A 20,679-nucleotide genomic window follows, 5' to 3' on the forward strand; every position below is an offset into this window, starting at 1 on the left:
AATGGCGTCGATCAATATGAACACTCAATCACAAAAAAGAATTTGGACTATTGGGGGGCTTGGGGTCTTTTTTTTATTATCATCTATAGCTTTCTGGGTGTTATATCCATTTCCCTCCAATGAGTTGGCAAGCTATTATAAAAAAGAATATCCAATAGTGTTTAACAGTGAGAAGTATGAAGGAGAAATACTCTACGAAGATGGTGTGTATATATCAATTGATTTTTTAAATAAAGAAATTGATAATGATTTGTTTTTTGACAACCCTACTGATTCAATCATTGTAACGACATCCCAAAATGTCTACCAAATGCCTATAGATTCAGAACAATACTTTATGAATAATAAACCCACAAAAGCATCAAAACCGCCAATTAAGTCGGTTGGAGATAAAGTTTATATCTCCGCCGATTGGTTGAAAGATATTTACCCTATTCATGTAGACTATCATCAAGAGACTACGATTGTCTCGATTTATGAAGGAGATCAAATGTTGCAACAAGGTGTTGTAGAAGTAGAAGAAGAGGACTTACGGAGGGTTCGAACTAAACCAAGTTTATCTTCAACTTATGTCCATGAATTAGAAGAAGGTGAGAAAGTAACTATAGAAAAAGAACAAAAGGATTTTTATTTTATTAGGACAAATGAAGGAATAGGCGGTTACGTGAAAGCTTCCTCTCTTGTATCAACAAATCCTAAACAAATTGCGGTCAATGAAAACAAAGAAAGTCCGTTTGTTCCTTCTGTTGAACTTCCGGTTCATGTTACTTGGGATCAATTAGCCACGAATGATCCGTTGCCTTCATTACCTGGGGTCCAGGTAGTATCGCCGACATGGTTTAAGCTACAAAATGGAGAAGGGGATATTAGAAATATTGCTTCAAAAAGTTATGTTCAAAATGCAAAGGAAAAAGGGTATTCGATATGGGCTTTATTTTCAAATGGGTTTGACCCTGATCTCACAACAGAGGCTTTAGAAACTTATGATAAGCGAAAATCTATGATAGACCAACTTCTATACTTTGCAGAGATTTATGGATTTGAAGGTATTAACATTGATTTCGAAAATGTTTATGAAAAAGATGGTAGAAACTATACACAATTTATTAGAGAACTTACTCCATTAGCCCACCAAAAAGGGTTAGTAGTTTCTGTCGATGTCTCATTTCAATCTGGGAGTGCTCAATGGTCTCGGTTTTATGAAAGAGAGGAATTAGCTGAAGCGGCTGATTTCATCATGGTTATGGCTTATGATGAACATTGGGGAAGTTCACCAGTTGCTGGAAGCGTCAGTAGCTTACCTTGGGTTAAGAGTAACCTTGAAAAAATACTTAAAAAGGTTCCAAAGGATCAACTTATTCTTGGAGCTCCTCTTTATACACGTTTATGGAAAGAAGAAGTAATGAATGATGGTTCTATAGAAATGAGTTCTGAATCTATGTCAATGGAAGAGGTTAAGGATTGGATGGAGGAAAGAAATATACAACCTACTTATGACCCAGAGTCTGGGCAAGATTATGTAGAATATCAGAGTGAGAATAACGTAACCTATAAGATATGGCTTGAGAACAGTTCGTCTCTTCGCAAAAGAGTGAACTTAGTCCATCAATATGAACTTGCAGGAATTGCTACTTGGAGTCAAACTTTTGCTACTAAAGAAGCTTTTAAAACCATTAAGCGTGAATTAAAGGAAGAAGGATCAACTGAATAGCACATTAAACAGGTAGGATTTTTAGCATTCCTGCCTGTTTTCATATATGATGGAAATACGTTTTCATGAAATAATAATTGCATATAGATTAAGGAGGAGAAGAATGATTGAATTTGAAAAGGTTCAAAAGAAATTCCCAGACGGTACAGAAGCTGTAAAAGAAGTTTCTTTTCGTGTTGAAAAAGGGGAATTCTTGACCTTAATCGGGCCGAGTGGGTGTGGGAAAACGACATCAATGAAGATGATTAATCGTCTCATTGAACCAACATCTGGGCTTATTAAAATAAATGATAAAGATATAAAAGAATATAATATTCACGAACTAAGGTGGAATATTGGCTATGTGTTACAAGAGATCGCTCTGTTTCCACATATGACTATTGAGGAGAACATAGCAGTTGTTCCGGAAATGAAGAAATGGAACAAGAAAGATTTAGGGAAGCGCACAGACGAATTAATGGAAATGGTCGGGTTAGACCCAAATACATATAAAACAAGAAAACCAAGCGAGTTATCAGGAGGCCAACAGCAAAGGGTCGGTGTGATTAGAGCTCTCGCTGCAGACCCAGATATTATTTTAATGGATGAGCCGTTCAGTGCCCTTGATCCCATCAGCCGTGAACAACTTCAGTCAGATATCCAAAAACTTCAACAAGAAATTCAAAAAACCATCGTTTTCGTTACACATGATATTGATGAAGCACTAGCTTTAGGGGATAGAGTTTGCTTAATGAACGAGGGGGAAGTCGTACAAATTTCAACTCCACAAGAGCTCATATTAAATCCTCAAACGGATTTTGTAAGAAACTTCGTAGGAGAGCGTAAATCGCCATGGCAAACAGCCATTGATGTAATGGTAGATACGACAAAGAAACACATTATTCAAGAAGGTACCACATATCCTGAGGTTGGCACTTATATCATTGAAGGCGAACACCAAAAATACATCGGTACTGTTCAAAACGGGAAAGTTATCAACCTCCCTCCTATACAGAATGATACGCATTTACGCAGAGCTACAGCAGTCTTTGATGAGTATGAAACTAGTATTATCCCTGTTGTAAAAAACAATCTGTTGATAGGTACCCTCTCTTATCGTGATATCGTCCATTACCTTCAAAGACAGACGAAGTTAGAAAACGGGGTGATCCATCAATGAGTGAATTAAAAGCTACCTTTCTAGATAGACAGGATATGTTTTGGCAAAGCATATGGGAACATTTACAATTATCGATTATTTCGCTGCTTATTGCTATTTTAATTGCAGTGCCTTTAGGTCTTCTGCTAACAAGGACGAAAAAGGTAGCTGAGCCAATTATTACCGTAGCAGCTATCTTGCAAACCATTCCTAGTTTAGCTATTTTAGCGTTTCTTATTCCGATTGTTGGAATAGGTTTTAAACCTGCAATATATGCACTTTCAGCCTATGCATTACTCCCTATTTTAAGGAATACGTATACTGGTATTAATGAAGTTGATAGAGCGCTCATAGAAGCGGCAAAAGGTATGGGGATGAGTTCATTTAGGCGATTGGCCAGAGTTGAATTACCTCTTGCTATGCCCGTTATTATGGCTGGTATTCGAACCTCTATGGTTCTTATTGTAGGAACAGCAACAATTGCGGCTTTAATTGGTGCAGGTGGATTGGGAGAGTTGATTCTTCTTGGCATAAATAGAGGGGGAGATATTCCGCTAATTTTATTAGGTGCAATACCTGCAGCTCTTTTAGCTATTGCACTAGATAATATCCTTCGTTTATTTGAAAGAACATCAGCAAAATCGGGATTTCGCTCATTAGCAACCATCCTTGTTGCATCGTTACTCTTTGTAACCATTCCTTTCGTTATAAATGGTGATGATGAAGCGGACCTTGTCATTGGAGGTAAGCTCGGTGCTGAACCAGAAATTTTAATGAATATGTACAAAGTATTAATTGAAGAAGAAACAGATTTGACTGTGGAGACAAAGCCGAATTTCGGAAAAACGGATTATGTATTCGAGGCTTTAAAAGGCGGAGATCTTGATATATATCCAGAATTCACTGGTACCGTTATAACCACACTCTTAGGGGAACAAGCACAGAGTAATGTGAAGCAGGAAGTGTATGAACAAGCTCGTGATGGTATTAAAGAGGCTGAAAATATGGTACTTCTTGACCCAATGGAATACAATAACACTTACGCTGTTGCCACAACAGAGGAAGTTGCCAATCAGTATGGGCTTGAATCAATTGGAGACCTTAAGGTTGCTGAAGACAAATTGACTGCTGGTTTTACTTTAGAGTTTAATGATCGCTATGACGGGTATGTAGGAATGCAAGAAGAATATGGGCTAGATCTTACTGTTAAAACGATGGAACCTGGTGTAAGACAAACTGCGATTAAAGAAGGCGATGTCCAGGTGATTGATGCGTATGCTACTGCTGGATATATGGTAGCTTACAATTTAAAAGTGCTAGAAGACCCTGAGAATATCTTCCCGCCCTATCAAGGTGCTCCATTAGTGAAGCAGTCTACATTAGATCAGTACCCTGAAATTGCAGATGCTCTAAATCAACTTGGTGGAAAGATTACTAAACAACAAATGCAAGAAATGAATTATAAAGTGGACTTTGAGGATGAAGATGCTTATCAAGTAGCTCGCAATTTCTTAAAAAATAATGGATTTATTGATTAGAGAAGGAGGATTTATGGTCATGCGCAACCCATCGAATGAGGAAATTAAAGATATATTACAGAAAACCAAAACGATTGCTGTAGTAGGCTTATCTGATAAACCAGATCGAACATCTTACCAAGTTTCAAAAGCGATGCAGGATGCTGGATACAAAATCATTCCTGTAAATCCAACAATTAAAGAATCACTCGGGGAAAAGGCGGTCTCTTCTCTTAGTGAGATTAAAGAGTCGATTGATCTCATTAACGTTTTTAGACGTTCTGAGTTTTTATCTGATTTGGCAAGAGAAGCAGTCGATACAAAAGCAAAAATTTTTTGGGCACAACAAGGTGTTCAAGATGAGGACACTTATCACTATTTAACGGAACAAGGCATGACTGTGCTAATGGACCTCTGTATTAAAGTTGCACATTCTGTTACAATAAGTAGGTAATACGAGAGAAAATCCCTGTTCTTGCAGGGATTTTTTTCTTTTAGTGGAAAAAGGTTATTTGATTAAATTGTAGAAACCGCTAAAATAAAAGACAGGCGCTTTGCCCGGGCTCTTATTTACAAAAACGAACATCCGTTCTATTATAGATGTAAGAGCATTGAAAGGAGTACAAACAGATTGGTTAAGAATTCTACTCAATATAATGATGATTCAATACAAGTGTTAGAGGGATTAGAAGCTGTTAGGAAGCGACCTGGTATGTACATAGGAAGCACAGACCATCGTGGGCTTCATCACCTCGTTTATGAAATAGTGGACAATGCCGTTGACGAAGCGTTAGCGGGATACGGAAATCGAATTACAGTAACCATCCATAAAGATCAAAGTGTATCTGTACGAGATGAAGGACGTGGTATGCCTACAGGGATGCACCGACTTGGAAAGCCCACCCCTGAAGTCATACTTACCGTGCTTCATGCTGGGGGTAAATTTGGTCAAGGCGGTTATAAAACAAGTGGAGGACTTCACGGAGTCGGAGCCTCTGTTGTGAATGCGTTATCAGAATGGCTTGAAGTGACAATTTATCGAGATGGACAGACTTATTATCAACGGTTTGAAAATGGAGGAAAAGCTGTAACCTCTCTTGAGAAGAAGGGGACCACACGAAAAAGTGGAACAACGATCCATTTTAAGCCTGATCCCGAAATTTTCTCAATGACAACGTATAATTTTGAAACGCTCTCAGAACGACTTCGAGAAGCTGCGTTTTTACTCAAAGGTATGGAGATCGTCCTTGACGACAAACGCCAAGAAGATCAAAAAGAAAGTTACCAATATCCAGATGGTTTAGAATCGTTTGTTTCGTACTTAAACGAGGAAAAAGATACACTCCATCCTGTTGTAGCATTTGAGGGAGTACAAGACGAAATAGAAATCGATTTTGGATTCCAGTTTAATGATGGCTATGCTGAAAGTATGCTCTCGTTTGTGAACAACGTTCGTACTAGAGACGGGGGAACACACGAGTCTGGAGCGAAAACAGCTATTACAAGAATATTTAATGACCACGCAAGGAAAACAGGCCTCTTAAAAGAGAAAGATAAGAACCTTGATGGGAATGATATCAGAGAGGGCTTTACAGCAGTTGTTTCTGTCAGAATTCCTGAAGAGAAGCTTCAGTTTGAAGGGCAGACGAAGAGTAAATTAGGAACTTCTGAAGCCAGATCTGCTGTTGATGCAGTGGTTGCCGAGAAATTATCCTATTTCTTAGAAGAAAATCCTGATGTTGCGACCATGCTTATTCGAAAAGCCATCAAAGCGAAGGAAGCTCGTGAAGCGGCTCGTAAAGCAAGGGAAGATGCAAGGTCAGGTAAGAAGAAAAAACGAAAAGAAACATTACTAAGCGGTAAATTAACTCCCGCTCAATCTAAAAATGCTCAGAAAAACGAATTATATCTTGTGGAGGGTGACTCAGCAGGAGGTTCTGCGAAGCAAGGTCGTGACCGTAGATTCCAAGCTATTCTTCCGCTAAGAGGTAAAGTTATAAATACAGAGAAGGCTAAACTGCAGGACATACTTAAAAATGAAGAGATCTCAACGATTATTCATACCATCGGAGCAGGAGTTGGATCTGATTTCGATATTAACGATTGTCAGTACGACAAAATCATTATTATGACCGATGCCGATACGGATGGGGCTCACATTCAAGTTCTTTTATTGACATTTTTCTATCGTTACATGCAAGAGCTCGTTAAAGAAGGTAAAATCTACATTGCACTTCCACCTTTATATAAAATTTCAAAAGGTAAAGGAAAGAAAGAGAAGACACGTTATGCGTGGGAAGAAGACGAAATGCAACAGGTCTTAAAAGAGTATAAAAACGGTTATACGATTCAGCGATATAAAGGTCTGGGTGAAATGAATGCAGACCAACTTTGGGAAACAACTATGAATCCAGAATCAAGAACATTAATTCGTGTTACAATAGATGACTTAGCTCAGGCAGAACGTAGGATTACCACTCTTATGGGGGATAAAGTAGAACCACGAAGAAAGTGGATTGAATCGCACGTAGCCTTTGGATTAGAAGAACAAAGTAATATCTTAGAAAATGATAAATTGCAATAGAGTAGGAGGTTCACCTTTTGTCTGAATCAGAACAGTATATGGATTTGCCATTAGAAGAAGTATTAGGTGACCGGTTTGGTCGTTATAGTAAATATATTATTCAGGATCGTGCACTTCCGGATGCACGAGATGGACTGAAGCCAGTACAGCGTCGTATTTTATATGCGATGCATCAAGAAAAGAATACGCATGATAAACCCTACCGTAAATCAGCCAAGACGGTCGGTACAGTTATTGGTAACTATCACCCTCATGGAGACACTTCCGTCTATGATGCAATGGTGAGACTGAGTCAGGACTGGAAGCTAAGGAACCTGTTAGTCGAAATGCACGGAAACAACGGTAGTGTAGATGGGGATCCTCCAGCAGCAATGCGTTATACAGAAGCACGACTTTCTAGTATGGCTTCTGAACTGTTACGTGACATTGATCAGGAAACAGTTGATTATATCCCTAACTTTGATGACACCATTGCTGAACCGGTTGTATTACCTGCAAAGTTTCCGAATTTACTTGTTAATGGTTCGACAGGGATATCAGCTGGGTACGCCACAGAAATCCCACCGCATAATCTGAGTGAAGTAATCGATGCTGTCATGATGAAAATTGATCGTCCAGATGTATCTGTGGATGAGTTGATGTCAGTTATGAAAGGACCTGACTTCCCAACAGGTGGTATTATTCAAGGTGTTGATGGGATTAAGAAGGCTTACGAAACAGGAAAAGGAAAAGTTGTCGTGCGTGGCCGTGCGGAGATTGAACAGCTCCGAGGTAACAGGGAGCAAATCGTAATTGATGAGATCCCATATGAAGTGAACAAAGCGAACCTTGTGAAGAAAATGGACGAACTGCGGATTGATAAGAAAGTCGAAGGTATAGCAGAAGTTCGTGATGAGACTGACCGTACGGGTTTACGTATTGTAATCGAGTTGAAAAAGGATGTAGATAGTGAAGGGATTTTAAAATACCTTTATAAGGCAACAGATCTGCAGATTAGTTACAACTTTAATATGGTTGCTATACATGATAAAACGCCTAAGTTAATGAGCCTGAAAGGTATTCTTGATGCCTATATTGCTCACCAACGGGATGTTGTAACTCGTCAGTCAGAGTATGAATTAAGAAAAGCTAAGGAAAGAGCTCATATAGTAGAGGGCCTAATTAAAGCTATTTCTATTCTGGATGAAGTCATTGCAACCATCCGTTCATCCAATGATAAACAGGATGCAAAACGAAGGTTGATGGAACAGTACGGGTTTACTGAGCCTCAATCAGAAGCCATTGTAAACCTTCAATTATATCGTCTAACGAATACAGATATTACGTCCTTAGAAAAAGAAGCGGAAGAATTAAATAAACGCATTAGTGAGTTAGAAGCCATACTTAGTGATGAGAAAAAACTTCTTAAAGTAATTAAGAAAGACTTGTCTTCTATGAAGAAAAAATATCATACAGATCGTATGACCGTTATTGAGGATGAAATTGAGAAATTAGAAATAAATCCTGAAGTAACGGTCCCAAGTGATGATGTGCTTGTTTCTGTTACACAAGCTGGCTATATTAAGCGAACGAGTCTTCGTTCGTATGCAGCATCAGGAGGAGAAGACTTTGCTATGAAAGAAGGAGACCGTCTGCTTGGTTTGTTTGAGATTAACACAACGGATACAGTCCTTCTTTTTACTAACAAAGGTAACTATCTGTACCTTCCTATTCATGGCTTACCGGACATTCGTTGGAAAGATCTAGGACAGCACATTGCAAATCTAATAACGGTTGAGAAAGATGAGCGTATAATAAGAGCTGTGCCAATTAGGGATTTCTCTGAAGCAAAATATTTCTTATTTATAACGAAGGCCGGCATGATTAAACGGAGTGAGCTATCTCTTTACCAGGCTCAGCGCTATTCCAAGCCGCTGGTGGCCATTAATGTTAAAGGCGAAGACGAGGTAGTAGATGTTCATGTCACAGATGGGCACCAGGACATTTTCCTTGCCACAAATACCGGTTATGGATTGTGGTATCATGAGTCTGAAGTGAAGATAATAGGTCAACGAGCAGCTGGTGTGAAAGCAATGGCTTTAAAAGATGATGAAGAGATTGTGGCAGGTAAGATCTTTGATGAAAATAGTGATCCATCCATTCTTCTTGTGACACAACGTGGAGCAGTTAAGCGGATGAGGCTAAAAGAGTTTGAGAAATCAACGCGTGCCAAACGCGGTGTGGTCATGTTAAGAGAGCTGAAAAGCAGCCCACACAGAGTGGTAGGGTTGCAGCTAACACAAGGAAAAGAAATACTGTTCCTAGAAACAGAGAACGGAACGACACAAGAAGTAAATGCAGGTTCCTTTAAAGCAAGTGACAGGTACAGTAATGGATCGTTTGTCATCGACCAAGATGAGTTTGGGGAAGTGGTTGCATTATGGCGAGAAGCGAATTATGAAAAAGTATTCGATAGTGAAGAAGAACCCTCATAATAACTATAAAAGACTCTAAAGGGATATCCTTTAGGGTCTTTTTGTATACTTCTGGATGACAAGTGATTAAAAATGCTTTTTTGTTAATTACTCTTAGTAAATGTAGTCAAGATGGATTGAATGAAGGCTTGATAGTCAAACCCCATAGCGATATGTTGAAGTGGATAATCTTCCTTTTGATCGCTAATTCTTACATCTGCGATCGTCTGACCATAAGCATCACCTTTTTCTACAACAACTTTTACTGGAGCTTCTATGTAATTCATGTATTGTGGATGAAATGCTGCCCAGAGGGCTAACAAATCGTGTATAGGGGCGCCTATGTTTGAATGGGTAGCGTTTGTTTCTTGATAAAATTCAAAATAGTAATCAAATATTTCTCTAATAATTGGTCCTATAGAAGGGTCCTTACAATATGTAGTGATAATTTGGATCATATCTTTTGTGAGTATGGCAAAGTTCGTCACATTCAGCGGAATGATCTTAACTTTCTTTAGAACAGTAAACACTAAGTTGGAAGCATAAGGGTCCCCGTATATATTTGCTTCTGCTACAGGTGTTACATTACCGGGTGTGAAGAAAGCGCCTCCCATCACATAAATCTCATTAATTATTTCGGCTACTTCAGGATAAAGGACAAGCATCGACGATAGAGAGGAAAGTCTACCTACATTGACGATAGTAATCTGGTTGTGATGTCTCTTGATCAAGTCTACAGCTTTTGAGTAGTCGTGAATTCGTTTATTCTCAATGTTAGTCGAATACGGAGAAAGTGGGCCAAGTCCATATTTCCCATGAATTTCTTCAGGATATTGAGGATAAGCACCGGTATAGGGTTTATAAGCCCCTCTTATTATATCGATAGAGCCTTCCGCTTTCGTTAACGCTCGTAAAAACAGAGCATTATCCTCTGCATTATGTTCTGAAATATTACCGTAACCCGTCACAAGTCCCACAATTTCTATCGTCGGATCCATTCTTGCATATAGAAGCGCGATAACATCATCAACTCCAAAATCTCCAAAAAATAGTATCTTTTTGACCAACTAAAACACCTCCTAAACCATTTATACAATATATGGTAAAAACAATGAATTATAACAATAAGTAACGCAACTAGTTGTGTATGCAAAACAAAGAAATGGTCGTAAAGAAACTTAGTAGCAACTCCGAATGGTAAAGAAGAACAAAGATCAAAAAAATAATTTTAATTATTCAGAAATTTGTGCTACGATGTAAAGGAAAAACAAACTGAAAGTAGATGGTCTATGAAAGAGTTAAAAGAAAGAATTATAGATTCAGCACTTATTTTATTTGAGAACAAAGGTTATCATGGTGTAACAGTCAATCAGATTGTGGAGAATTGTAATGCTTCAAAGGGAGGGTTTTACCATCACTTTGAGTCAAAAGATGAATTGTTATATGTGATACACGACACCTTCATTACATATGTTTTAGAAAAAGCGCATGTAGCGAAGGAAACCTACCAACATCCCACAGATCAACTTCAAGCGATGATTACATCCTTCGTAAAAGTGTTTGACCTATACAAACCACACATTTACGTATTCTATCAGGAAAGCACCTATTTAAAGCCTCAGTATGAAGAACGTATTAAAGAAAAAAGAAAGCAATTTAAAGAACTCTTATTTTCTGTAATTGAAAAAGGACAGCAAACTGGTGAATTCAGAAGTGAATTACCTGTTGTGATAACTGGCATGTCTATTCTAGGAATGGTGAACTGGACCTATAAATGGTACAGAAAAGACGGGGATAAGAGTATCGAAGAAATTGCAGATATTTATTTGGACTTAATTTTACACTCTATATTACAAGAACCCACAAAGCGTCTTTTACATTTATAAAAGACTCTTTTTATGTATCTTGATGAAGCGCTTACATTTAAATTCTACCGACTAAGCGGTCGGTCAATTTATCAATGATAAAAGGAGTGAAAGGCATGAATTTCGAATTAAGCAAAGAGCAAGAAATGACACAAAAAATGGTCAGGGATTTTGCTCAAGAGGTAATAGCTCCAAGAGCTGTAGAGTTAGATAAGACATCCACTTTTCCAAAGGATATCTTTGATCAGATGGGGGAGCTTGGACTTTTAGGCATACCATTCCCAGAACAATATGGAGGATCTGGCGGGGATACGATTACATATGCGTTAGCTGTAGAAGAAATTGGACGTGTATGCGGAGGAACGGGGCTCAGCTATGCTGCTGCTGTATCCCTAGGATCGAGTCCAATTTACTATTTTGGAACAGAAAAACAAAAAGAAGAATTCTTAGTTCCGCTAGCTAAGGGTGAAGCTCTTGCATCATTTGGGTTAACAGAGCCTAATGCGGGAAGTGACGCTGGAGGCACTCAAACAAGAGCAATAAGAGATGGAGATGAATTTGTTATTAACGGTGAAAAGTCTTGGATTACTAATGCGGGATACGCAAAAACCTTAACGGTGACAGCGGTATCAGGTAAAGATGATAAAGGGAAGAATATTATATCCGCTTTTCTTGTTCCTACAGATACTCCTGGTCTCAAAATTTCAAGTAACTATGACAAGATGGGGGTAAGGGCATCCAATACGTCAGAGATTATCTTAGAGGATGTACGTGTGCCGAAAGAGAATATATTAGGAGATCCATCAAAAGGGTTTAAGCAGTTTTTATATACACTAGATGGGGGGCGTATTTCTATAGCCGCTTTAGCCGTCGGCATTGCGCAAGCCTCCTTAGACAAAGCATTAGCATATGCGAAAGAACGAAAGCAATTTGGGCAACCGATTTCAAATTTCCAAGCGATTCAATTTAAGCTAGCAGATATGGCTATGGAAGTTGAGTTAGCTCGGAACATAGTTTTAAAGGCTGCGTGGTTGAAAGATCAGAAAAAGCCATTCACAAAAGAGTCAGCTTATGCAAAGTTGTTCGCTTCTGAAACCGCTTTCCGATCTGCTAACCAAGCCATTCAGATTCATGGAGGCTATGGATATATGCGTGAGTATGAGGTAGAACGCTTTTTGCGTGATGCAAAGCTTTTAGAAATAGGAGAAGGGACTTCAGAGATTCAGCGTTTGGTTATCAGTCGCCAACTAGGTTGCTAGAATTCAGTTCAGTAAAAAGGAGGAAGATGTCAGGTGTCCTTATTAGAAGTGACGGTTGGAGAGTTGTTAGAAGAGAAAGCGAACGCATTTCCAGACCATGAAGCTTTTGTTTATCCTGAGCTAGGGTTACGTAAGACATACCGAGAATTTGACGAAATGACAGATGCTGCAGCTAAAGGGTTTATGAGTTTAGGAATTGAAAAGGGAGACCATGTTGCTATATGGGCAGATAATAAACCTGAATGGCTAATCTCTCAATTTGCTACAGCTAAAATGGGAGCAATTCTCGTTACAGTAAATACAAACTATCAAGCTCGGGAACTAGAATATTTATTAAAACAATCGGATGCAACCACCCTTGTGTTGGCAGAAGAATATAAAGGAACGTCCTATTTAGATATTCTAAATGAAATATGTCCTGAACTTGAGCGCTCAGAAAAAGGAGATCTCTACTGTCCTTCATTACCTTATTTGAAAACTATTATTGTACTTAGTGACCGCCAATCTTCTTTCATGTATAACTTTGGAGAGGTCGTTGAAAAAGGAAAGAATATCTCTTCTAATCAGCTCGCTCAACGTAAGATGACATTGTCATATAATGATGTGATTAATATGCAGTATACATCTGGAACAACAGGTTTTCCAAAAGGCGTCATGTTGTCTCATTACAATATTGTGAATAACGGTAAACAAGTATCTGATGCAATGAAACTCACTGAAGAAGACCGCCTTTGTATACCTGTTCCGTTTTTTCATTGTTTTGGTTGTGTACTAGGAACAATGGCGGCTGTATCAAAAGCAACCACAATGGTCATCTTGGAACAATTCGATCCTGTAACTGTTATGAGAGCAGTTCAAGAGGAGCGGTGTACAGGTTTGCATGGAGTACCAACAATGTTTATAGCTGAACTCAATCATCCTGAGTTTGTTAACTTTACATTTACACATTTGCGGACCGGAATTATGGCAGGTTCTACCTGTCCAATGGAAGTAATGAAAAAGGTCATTGGAAACATGGGGGCATCGGAGATTACGATCGCCTATGGTCAGACAGAATCTTCCCCGGTAATTACTCAAACCACTACAGATGATCCTATTGAACGGAAAGTTGGAAGTGTAGGGAAAGCTCACCCTCATGTTGAAGTTAAAGTGATTGATCCCGCTACAAATGAAGAGGTAGATGCAGGGATCCCGGGAGAACTTTGTACCAGAGGATATTTAGTTATGGAAGGCTATTATAAAAATAAAGAAGCAACTTATGCTGCTATTGATGAAGACGGTTGGCTTCATACGGGTGATATAGCTGTAATGGATGAAAAAGGTTATGTGGAAATAACTGGGCGGATAAAAGACATGATTATACGGGGAGGTGAAAACATCTATCCAAGAGAGGTAGAAGAATTTATATATACTCACCCCGATATCCTTGATGTACAAGTAATTGGAGTTCCTGATGAGAAGTACGGTGAAGAACTAATGGCGTGGGTTATCGTTAAAGAAGGAAGAGTGCTTTCAAAAGATCAACTGAGATCGTTTTGTCAGGGGAAGATTTCTCGTCATAAAATCCCAAGGTATGTTGAATTTGTTTCAGAGTATCCGATGACCGCAAGTGGAAAGATACAGAAGTTTAAGCTAAGGGAAAATGCGCTCCACCTTATTCAACAAAATACTTAATTGGACTGGAGGATGCTACTATGTTTACAAAACTACTCATAGCAAATCGTGGTGAAATAGCTTCTCGAATTATTCGTACATGTAAGCGTTTAAATATTCAAACTGTGGCCATTTATTCCGAACCAGATGAAGATAGTCCTTATGTAAAAGAAGCAGATGAAGCGTATCCCCTTGGTGGGTCTCGGGTTCATGAAAGTTATCTGCAAGTAGATAAAGTGATGGATATTGCTAAGAAAGCAGATGTGGATGCCATTCATCCTGGATACGGGTTGTTAAGTGAAAATGCCGATTTTGCTGAGCGTATTCAGTCAGAAGGAATTGCATTTATAGGACCCACTAGTGATGTTATAAGAAGTATGGGAAGTAAAGTAGAAGCAAGAACTACCATGAAACGTGCTGGAGTTCCTATCATTCCTGGAACATCTTCATCAACGGAAGACGTAGATGCTGCTATTAGAGCTGCTGCTGACATCGGTTACCCCATAATGCTAAAAGCTTCAGCTGGGGGTGGTGGTATTGGAATGCAAGTCGTGAACAATGATGAAGAATTAAGAAAAGCTTATGAAAGCAATGCGAAGCGAGCTCAAATGTTTTTTGGCGATGGGACAATGTTTTTAGAGAAGAAGATTGTAAACCCTCACCATATTGAAATTCAGGTGCTAGCAGACCAAAGAGGAAATGCTCTTTATCTATTTGAAAGAGAGTGTTCTGTGCAACGCAGACACCAAAAAGTAGTTGAAGAAGCCCCATCTCCTTTTATTTCAGAAGAAACAAGGGGGAAAATGGGCGAAGCTGCTCTTAAAGCAGTTCGAGCCCTAGGGTATCAAAATGCAGGTACAGTGGAATTTTTGGTAGATGAAAATCAACAATTCTACTTTCTAGAGATGAACACACGTCTACAAGTAGAACATCCTGTAACAGAGGAAATAACAGGATTTGATTTAGTAGAAGAGCAGATCCGTATCACATATGGGGAATCTTTACGCTACAAGCAAAATGAATTAACGATTCATGGTCATGCCATTGAGGTACGAGTTTATGCCGAAGATCCAAAGACATTTTATCCAGCACCTGGCCAAATGACAGGTTTGCAACTACCAGTTGGAGATCACATCAGACACGAGCTGGCTGTTCACTCCAGCAGCTTCGTATCGCCTTTCTATGATCCTATGATAGCAAAATGCATTACTTGGGGAGAGACGAGGGAAGAAGCGATTGAACGGATGTCTTATGCCCTTAGTCAGTATGAAGTAGAAGGGATCAAAACGAACCTTCCTATGCTAAGAACTGTTCTTAGTCACGATGTATTTAAACAAGGAACTATCACAACTAATTTTGTAGAAGAACACTATCTAAAGGAGGAAGCAAAATGACAGAAGTAAAAGCTAATATGGCAGGAAGTGTATGGAAAATTGTTGTAACAGAAGGGGACCAAGTTACATCTGGTCAAGATCTATTAATTTTAGAATCCATGAAAATGGAGATCCCCATCGCTACAGATGATGAAGGTACTGTGAAAGAACTAAAGGTTCAAGAGGGAGATTTCGTAAACGAGGGAGATGTTGTTGCCATACTTGAATAAAGAGAGGAGATTTTTATGCAGCTACCTAGGGATGTAAAGGTTAAAGAAGTCGGACCAAGAGATGGCTTGCAAAATGAAAAGGAACATATATCTACTATCGATAAAATTGAGTGGGTTAACCAGCTTTCAGAAACAGGACTTTCCTATATAGAAATCACTTCATTTGTACACCCAAAATGGATTCCCCAATTGGGTGATGCAGTAGATGTAGCAAGACAAATTAATCGAAACCCGGACGTAACATATGCGGCCCTAGTTCCTAATGAAAGAGGGCTAGAACGAGCGTTAGAAGCTGACATCGATGAGGTTTCAATCTTCATGTCTGCTTCTGAAGCGCATAACCGGAAGAATATTAATAAGTCTATAGGAGAAACGTATCCTGTTTTATCACCGGTAGTTGAGACAGCTAAGAGTGAAGGGAAAACGGTTCGAGCCTATGTTTCTACTGTCTTTGGTTGTCCATATGATGGGAAAGTTGAAATGAATCAGGTTTTATCCGTCTGTGAACGCTTGTTTGAAATGGGAATTGATGAATGTTCAATAGGAGATACCATCGGAGTCGCAAACCCTTTGCAAGTGGAGCAAGTGCTTAGTTCTTTAAGTGATCATTTTCCAAAAGATAAATTAGCCCTTCATTTTCACAATACAAGAGGCACGGCTCTTGCCAACGTTTTAACGGCTTTACAATTAGGGTTTACAACATTTGATAGTTCCCTTGGGGGATTGGGTGGATGCCCTTATGCCAAAGGGGCTTCAGGAAATCTTGCTACAGATGATCTTGTCTATATGCTCGGGGAAATGGGCATTCATTCAGGTATTGATCACCGTAAACTTTTGAAGTCTGGAGAATGGATCCAAAACGTTGTCGGAAAACCACTTCCAAGTCATCACATGCAAATGCTCAGAAGCGGAGGGATACATGTTTGAAGAAAGTTGTAGAACTGCAAAAACTAGATGGATATGTATACGAAATCTCTTTATCGCGTCCTGAAGCAGCAAATGCCTTTTCGCATGTATTAATGGATGATCTGGACGCTTGTTTAGAAGAAGTAGAGGCATCAGGAGATGTAAGGTGTGTAATTATTAAAGGGGCGGGTGAAAAAGCCTTTTGCGCTGGTGCTGATTTAAAGGAACGGCAGGGAATGAGTGATCAACAAGTCATTAAAACCGTACATAGAATCGGCCAGTGTATTAAGAGAGTTGAAGCGTTAGAGATCCCTACCGTAGCTTCTATAAACGGAGTAGCCTTTGGTGGTGGACTCGAACTCGCACTAGCCTGCGATCTTCGCATAGCAAGGGATGATACGAAAATGGGTTTGACAGAAACATCCCTTGGTATCATTCCGGGGGCAGGAGGTACTCAGCGCCTTCCTCGCTTAGTGGGAATAGGTAAAGCAAAAGAAATGATCTATAGCGCTATGAGAATCTCTTCGGAAGAAGCGGTGAATATTGGTTTAGTAGAAAGGGTTGTTCCGTCGTCTCTACTATCAGAAGAGACGAGAGCCCTTGCTAGTCTTATTGCTAAGAATGCACCACTTGCACTAAAACAGGCAAAACGAGCGATTGACTCAGGAATAAATACAGATAAAGAAACAGGTCTTTATATAGAATCCCTATGCTATCAGCAAACCATCCCAACAGAAGATCGTTTAGAAGGATTGAACGCTTTTAAAGAGAAACGAGCCCCGCAATATAAAGGAAGATAACAAAGGAGGAGAATCTATATGACAACGAAATATGATCAAACATTTCAAGATAAAGTCGATGAAATTAAGCAAGGTGGATCAGACAAATATCATCAAAAAAATGCAGAAAAAGGGAAAATGTTTGTTCGTGATCGCTTAGAGCAGTTATTTGATGATGGAATCGATGTTGAAGATGCTTTCTTTGCCAATTGCCAGGATGGTAGTCTTCCTGCCGATGGCGTTGTAACAGGAATAGGTAAAATAAACGGAGAAACAGTTTGTGTGATGGCAAATGACTCTACTGTTAAAGCTGGGTCTTGGGGAGCACGAACTGTCGAAAAAATTATCCGTATACAAGAAACAGCTGAAAAACTTGAAGTCCCGATGTTATACTTAGTGGACTCAGCAGGAGCGAGAATTACGGATCAAGTTGAAATGTTCCCAGGAAGACGCGGAGCGGGTCGTATTTTCTATAACCAAGTTAAACTTTCAGGTCGTGTTCCTCAAGTTTGCTTACTCTTTGGTCCTTCAGCCGCTGGTGGAGCATATATTCCTGCTTTTTGTGACATTGTTGTTATGGTAGAAGGAAATGCATCTATGTATTTAGGATCTCCTCGTATGGCTGAGAAGGTTATTGGTGAAAAAGTAAGCCTTGAAGAAATGGGCGGCGCAAAGATGCATTGCTCTGAATCTGGTTGTGGAGATGTACTAGCAAAGACAGAGCAAGAAGCCATTGAATACGCAAGAAATTACTTAAGCTATTTTCCGAAAAATTTCAGAATACCTGCACCAACTAAAGATCCGCTCCCAGTAAAACCTCACGATAAAACCATCCAGGATTTAATACCTGAAAATCAAAATGCTCCTTTTGATATGTACGAACTAATCGACCATTTGATTGATGAAGACTCATTTTGTGAGATTAAGAAGTTATTTGCAAGGGAACTGATTACTGGACTAGCTCGAATGAACGGAAAACCTGTAGGAATTATCGCGAACCAACCACGCATGAAAGGTGGCGTGTTATTCCACGATTCAGCAGATAAAGCAGCCAAATTTATTAATCTATGTGATGCGTTCCATATACCGCTTCTATTCTTAGCTGACATTCCAGGATTTATGATTGGAACACGTGTAGAGAAAGCAGGGATCATTCGCCATGGGGCTAAGATGATATCAGCCATGAGTGAAGCAAGCGTACCAAAAATTTCTGTAATTGTCCGTAAAGCATACGGTGCCGGTCTTTACGCTATGGCAGGTCCAGCTTTTGAGCCAGATTGTTGCATTGCTCTTCCTAGTGCTCAAATAGCTGTAATGGGTCCTGAAGCTGCTGTTAATGCAGTCTATGCTAATAAAATTGCTGAACTATCAGAAGAAGAGCGACCTCAATTCATAAAGGAAAAGCAAGAAGAATATAAAGAGAATATCGATATCTATCGCCTGGCTTCTGAAATGGTTGTAGATGATATAGTTGATCCCGACCGATTGCGAGGAGAGCTGATTACCCGTTTTGCCTCTTATGAAACAAAACGTCTACAATTTACAGAACGAAAACATGGGGTATACCCGGTCTAGTACGTTTGTTTGTTGCAGATAGCTATGAAATGGCGATAGAATTGACAAGCACATCAAGGGCTTTTCTTTAGAGATTAAACTGACCCTTAATGGAGGTTCTACAAATGAAATTACAAACAATTTTAAACAAAATCGACTACACCACTCTGCAAGGGGACGTTCAAGTAAACATTGAATCTGTCGCTTACCATTCTGGGTTAATCCAACAAGATTCACTGTTTATTTGCCTTGAAGGAACGAAGCGAGATGGACATGATTACATCGCCCAAGCAGTTATGAAGGGCGCGGTAGCAATCGTTATTCAAAAGCAAGTAGGCCTGGAGTTCGTTCCAGATGACATGACGGTCATACAAGTTGATGATACCAGGCATGCGTTACCCATCATTGCAAGTCAGTTCTATAGCCACCCCTCACAAGCATTTCGTTTAGTAGGTGTCACAGGAACAAATGGCAAAACATCTGTATCTCACCTTATCTCCTCTATACTTCAGTATACAGGTAGAAAGGTTGGAACTGTTGGCACTCTTGGAAATCGTATAAATAATGAGGATATAAAAGCTTATCGCACTACACCGACGACGCCTGAAACAGTAGATCTGCAAGCATCTTTTGCAGCCATGCGCGATCAAAGCGTTACGGACGTAGTCATGGAAGTATCTTCAATGGGACTAAAAAATAAGCGTGTTTTAGAGTGTCAATTTGACGTGGGGATCTTTACGAATCTCTCACAAGAACATTTAGACGATCATGGTTCTTTTGAAGATTATAAGGAAAGCAAACTCTCTCTATTTCCCATGTGTCCTTATTCCATTCTAAATATTGATGATCCTTTTGCTGATGAATTTATTGGGGCAACGAACGGGTCTTATGAAACATACGGAATCGAGAATAAAGAAGCAGACCTTAATGCAACAAATATCAAAAGTGATGAAAAGGGTGTACATTTTCAAGTAAATCATAGAGAGTTTCAAAAAGATGTATATGTCCCCGTACCAGGTGAATTTACTGTTTCGAACTCCCTTGCAGCTATAAGTTGTTGTCTTCATTTGGGAATTGATATTGGAGATATAATTGAATCGCTAAATCACGTAAAAGGTCCAGATGGACGTTTGCAAACGATTCATTCTCCTGAAGGATACACAGTGATGGTGGATTATGCTCATACCCCTGACGCATTAGAGAAAATATTATTAAATTTATCCCCTATCAAGAAAGGGAATATATTTGTTGTATTTGGTTGCGGTGGAGATCGTGACCGAGGCAAACGGGCTGTAATGGGAGAAATAGCTTCTAGGTGGAGTGATTATGTTATTCTAACGACAGATAACCCACGTTCAGAAGAACCATCTAGCATTCTTTCTGATGTAGAAGAAGGCATGCAAGCTCCTGGAGACTATGAAATTATTGAAGACCGTGAAGAAGCGATTCATCGTGCATTAGGCATGGCAGAACCTCGAGACATTGTCGTGATTGCAGGGCGTGGAAATGAAAACTACCAGGAAGTAAACGGGTCAAAGCGCTCTTTGAATGATTTTGATGTGGTTGAAAGGTTTATGAATCAACACACTTCAACTATTAAGGAGGGGTAAATCATAACGAGCCAGGTGAAGAGGCGTATTGTGTTCGGTTGTGGACT

General features: G+C 39.4%; 16 protein-coding genes. 15 read left to right on the top strand and 1 reads right to left on the bottom strand.

Annotation, left to right across the window (positions count from 1 at the left end; translation table 11 throughout):
• Position 1 precedes the first annotated feature (1 nt).
• The 6 genes from ACYX4O_RS10065 to parC all read left to right on the top strand — a co-directional run bounded on the left by ACYX4O_RS10065 (position 2) and on the right by parC (position 9,424).
• Positions 2 to 1,711: a glycosyl hydrolase family 18 protein gene (locus ACYX4O_RS10065; RefSeq protein ID WP_476356842.1), complete on the top strand. Its 1,710-nt coding sequence runs from the start codon at positions 2 to 4 to the stop codon at positions 1,709 to 1,711.
• A gap of 103 nt (positions 1,712 to 1,814) precedes the next feature.
• Positions 1,815 to 2,870: an ABC transporter ATP-binding protein gene (locus ACYX4O_RS10070; protein ID WP_476356844.1), complete on the top strand. Its 1,056-nt coding sequence runs from the start codon at positions 1,815 to 1,817 to the stop codon at positions 2,868 to 2,870.
• A complete protein-coding gene (locus ACYX4O_RS10075) occupies positions 2,867 to 4,387 on the top strand; it encodes an ABC transporter permease/substrate-binding protein (RefSeq protein WP_476356846.1) in 1,521 nt (506 codons plus the stop codon). Before ACYX4O_RS10070 ends, ACYX4O_RS10075 begins: the two co-directional genes overlap by 4 nt.
• 13 nt (positions 4,388 to 4,400) lie before the next feature.
• Entirely contained in the window at positions 4,401 to 4,820 is a 420-nt protein-coding gene (locus ACYX4O_RS10080; protein WP_476357083.1) for a CoA-binding protein, read from the top strand.
• Between the two features lie 177 nt (positions 4,821 to 4,997).
• Positions 4,998 to 6,950: a DNA topoisomerase IV subunit B gene (gene parE / locus ACYX4O_RS10085; protein WP_476356848.1), complete on the top strand. Its 1,953-nt coding sequence runs from the start codon at positions 4,998 to 5,000 to the stop codon at positions 6,948 to 6,950.
• Positions 6,951 to 6,967: 17 nt separating this feature from the next.
• A complete protein-coding gene (parC, locus tag ACYX4O_RS10090; protein WP_476356850.1) occupies positions 6,968 to 9,424 on the top strand; it encodes a DNA topoisomerase IV subunit A in 2,457 nt (818 codons plus the stop codon).
• An 83-nt stretch (positions 9,425 to 9,507) separates the two neighbouring features.
• On the opposite strand, the gene ACYX4O_RS10095 is transcribed toward parC, so the two are convergent.
• Positions 9,508 to 10,470, bottom strand: coding sequence for a nucleoside hydrolase (locus ACYX4O_RS10095; RefSeq protein WP_476356852.1), 963 nt, complete (start codon positions 10,468 to 10,470; stop codon positions 9,508 to 9,510).
• Between the two features lie 222 nt (positions 10,471 to 10,692).
• On the opposite strand from ACYX4O_RS10095, the gene ACYX4O_RS10100 reads away from it, so the two are divergent.
• From ACYX4O_RS10100 to ACYX4O_RS10140, 9 genes are all read left to right on the top strand, one after another.
• Entirely contained in the window at positions 10,693 to 11,289 is a 597-nt protein-coding gene (locus ACYX4O_RS10100; protein ID WP_476356854.1) for a TetR/AcrR family transcriptional regulator, read from the top strand.
• Between the two features lie 95 nt (positions 11,290 to 11,384).
• Positions 11,385 to 12,527, top strand: a complete 1,143-nt coding sequence (locus ACYX4O_RS10105) for an acyl-CoA dehydrogenase (RefSeq protein ID WP_188650007.1) — start codon at positions 11,385 to 11,387, stop codon at positions 12,525 to 12,527.
• Positions 12,528 to 12,560: 33 nt separating this feature from the next.
• Entirely contained in the window at positions 12,561 to 14,201 is a 1,641-nt protein-coding gene (locus ACYX4O_RS10110) for an AMP-binding protein (RefSeq protein WP_476356856.1), read from the top strand.
• Between the two features lie 20 nt (positions 14,202 to 14,221).
• Positions 14,222 to 15,574: an acetyl-CoA carboxylase biotin carboxylase subunit gene (locus ACYX4O_RS10115; protein WP_476356858.1), complete on the top strand. Its 1,353-nt coding sequence runs from the start codon at positions 14,222 to 14,224 to the stop codon at positions 15,572 to 15,574.
• On the top strand, positions 15,571 to 15,783 hold the full coding sequence (locus tag ACYX4O_RS10120) for an acetyl-CoA carboxylase biotin carboxyl carrier protein subunit (protein WP_188650013.1): 213 nt from the start codon (positions 15,571 to 15,573) through the stop codon (positions 15,781 to 15,783). Before ACYX4O_RS10115 ends, ACYX4O_RS10120 begins: the two co-directional genes overlap by 4 nt.
• A gap of 15 nt (positions 15,784 to 15,798) precedes the next feature.
• Positions 15,799 to 16,710, top strand: a complete 912-nt coding sequence (locus tag ACYX4O_RS10125; RefSeq protein WP_476356860.1) for a hydroxymethylglutaryl-CoA lyase — start codon at positions 15,799 to 15,801, stop codon at positions 16,708 to 16,710.
• Complete coding sequence (locus ACYX4O_RS10130; RefSeq protein ID WP_476356862.1) at positions 16,707 to 17,489, top strand: enoyl-CoA hydratase; 783 nt, start codon at positions 16,707 to 16,709, stop codon at positions 17,487 to 17,489. The genes ACYX4O_RS10125 and ACYX4O_RS10130 overlap by 4 nt, the downstream gene beginning before the upstream one ends.
• Before the next feature lie 18 nt (positions 17,490 to 17,507).
• Positions 17,508 to 19,043 carry an acyl-CoA carboxylase subunit beta gene (locus ACYX4O_RS10135; protein WP_476356864.1) on the top strand — a complete coding sequence of 512 codons (1,536 nt, stop codon included), beginning with the start codon at positions 17,508 to 17,510 and terminating at the stop codon, positions 19,041 to 19,043.
• Between the two features lie 104 nt (positions 19,044 to 19,147).
• A complete protein-coding gene (locus ACYX4O_RS10140) occupies positions 19,148 to 20,632 on the top strand; it encodes a UDP-N-acetylmuramoyl-L-alanyl-D-glutamate--2,6-diaminopimelate ligase (RefSeq protein WP_476356865.1) in 1,485 nt (494 codons plus the stop codon).
• Positions 20,633 to 20,679 lie beyond the last annotated feature (47 nt).

It is taken from the genome of Pontibacillus sp. ABV4_188, assembly GCF_056311905.1.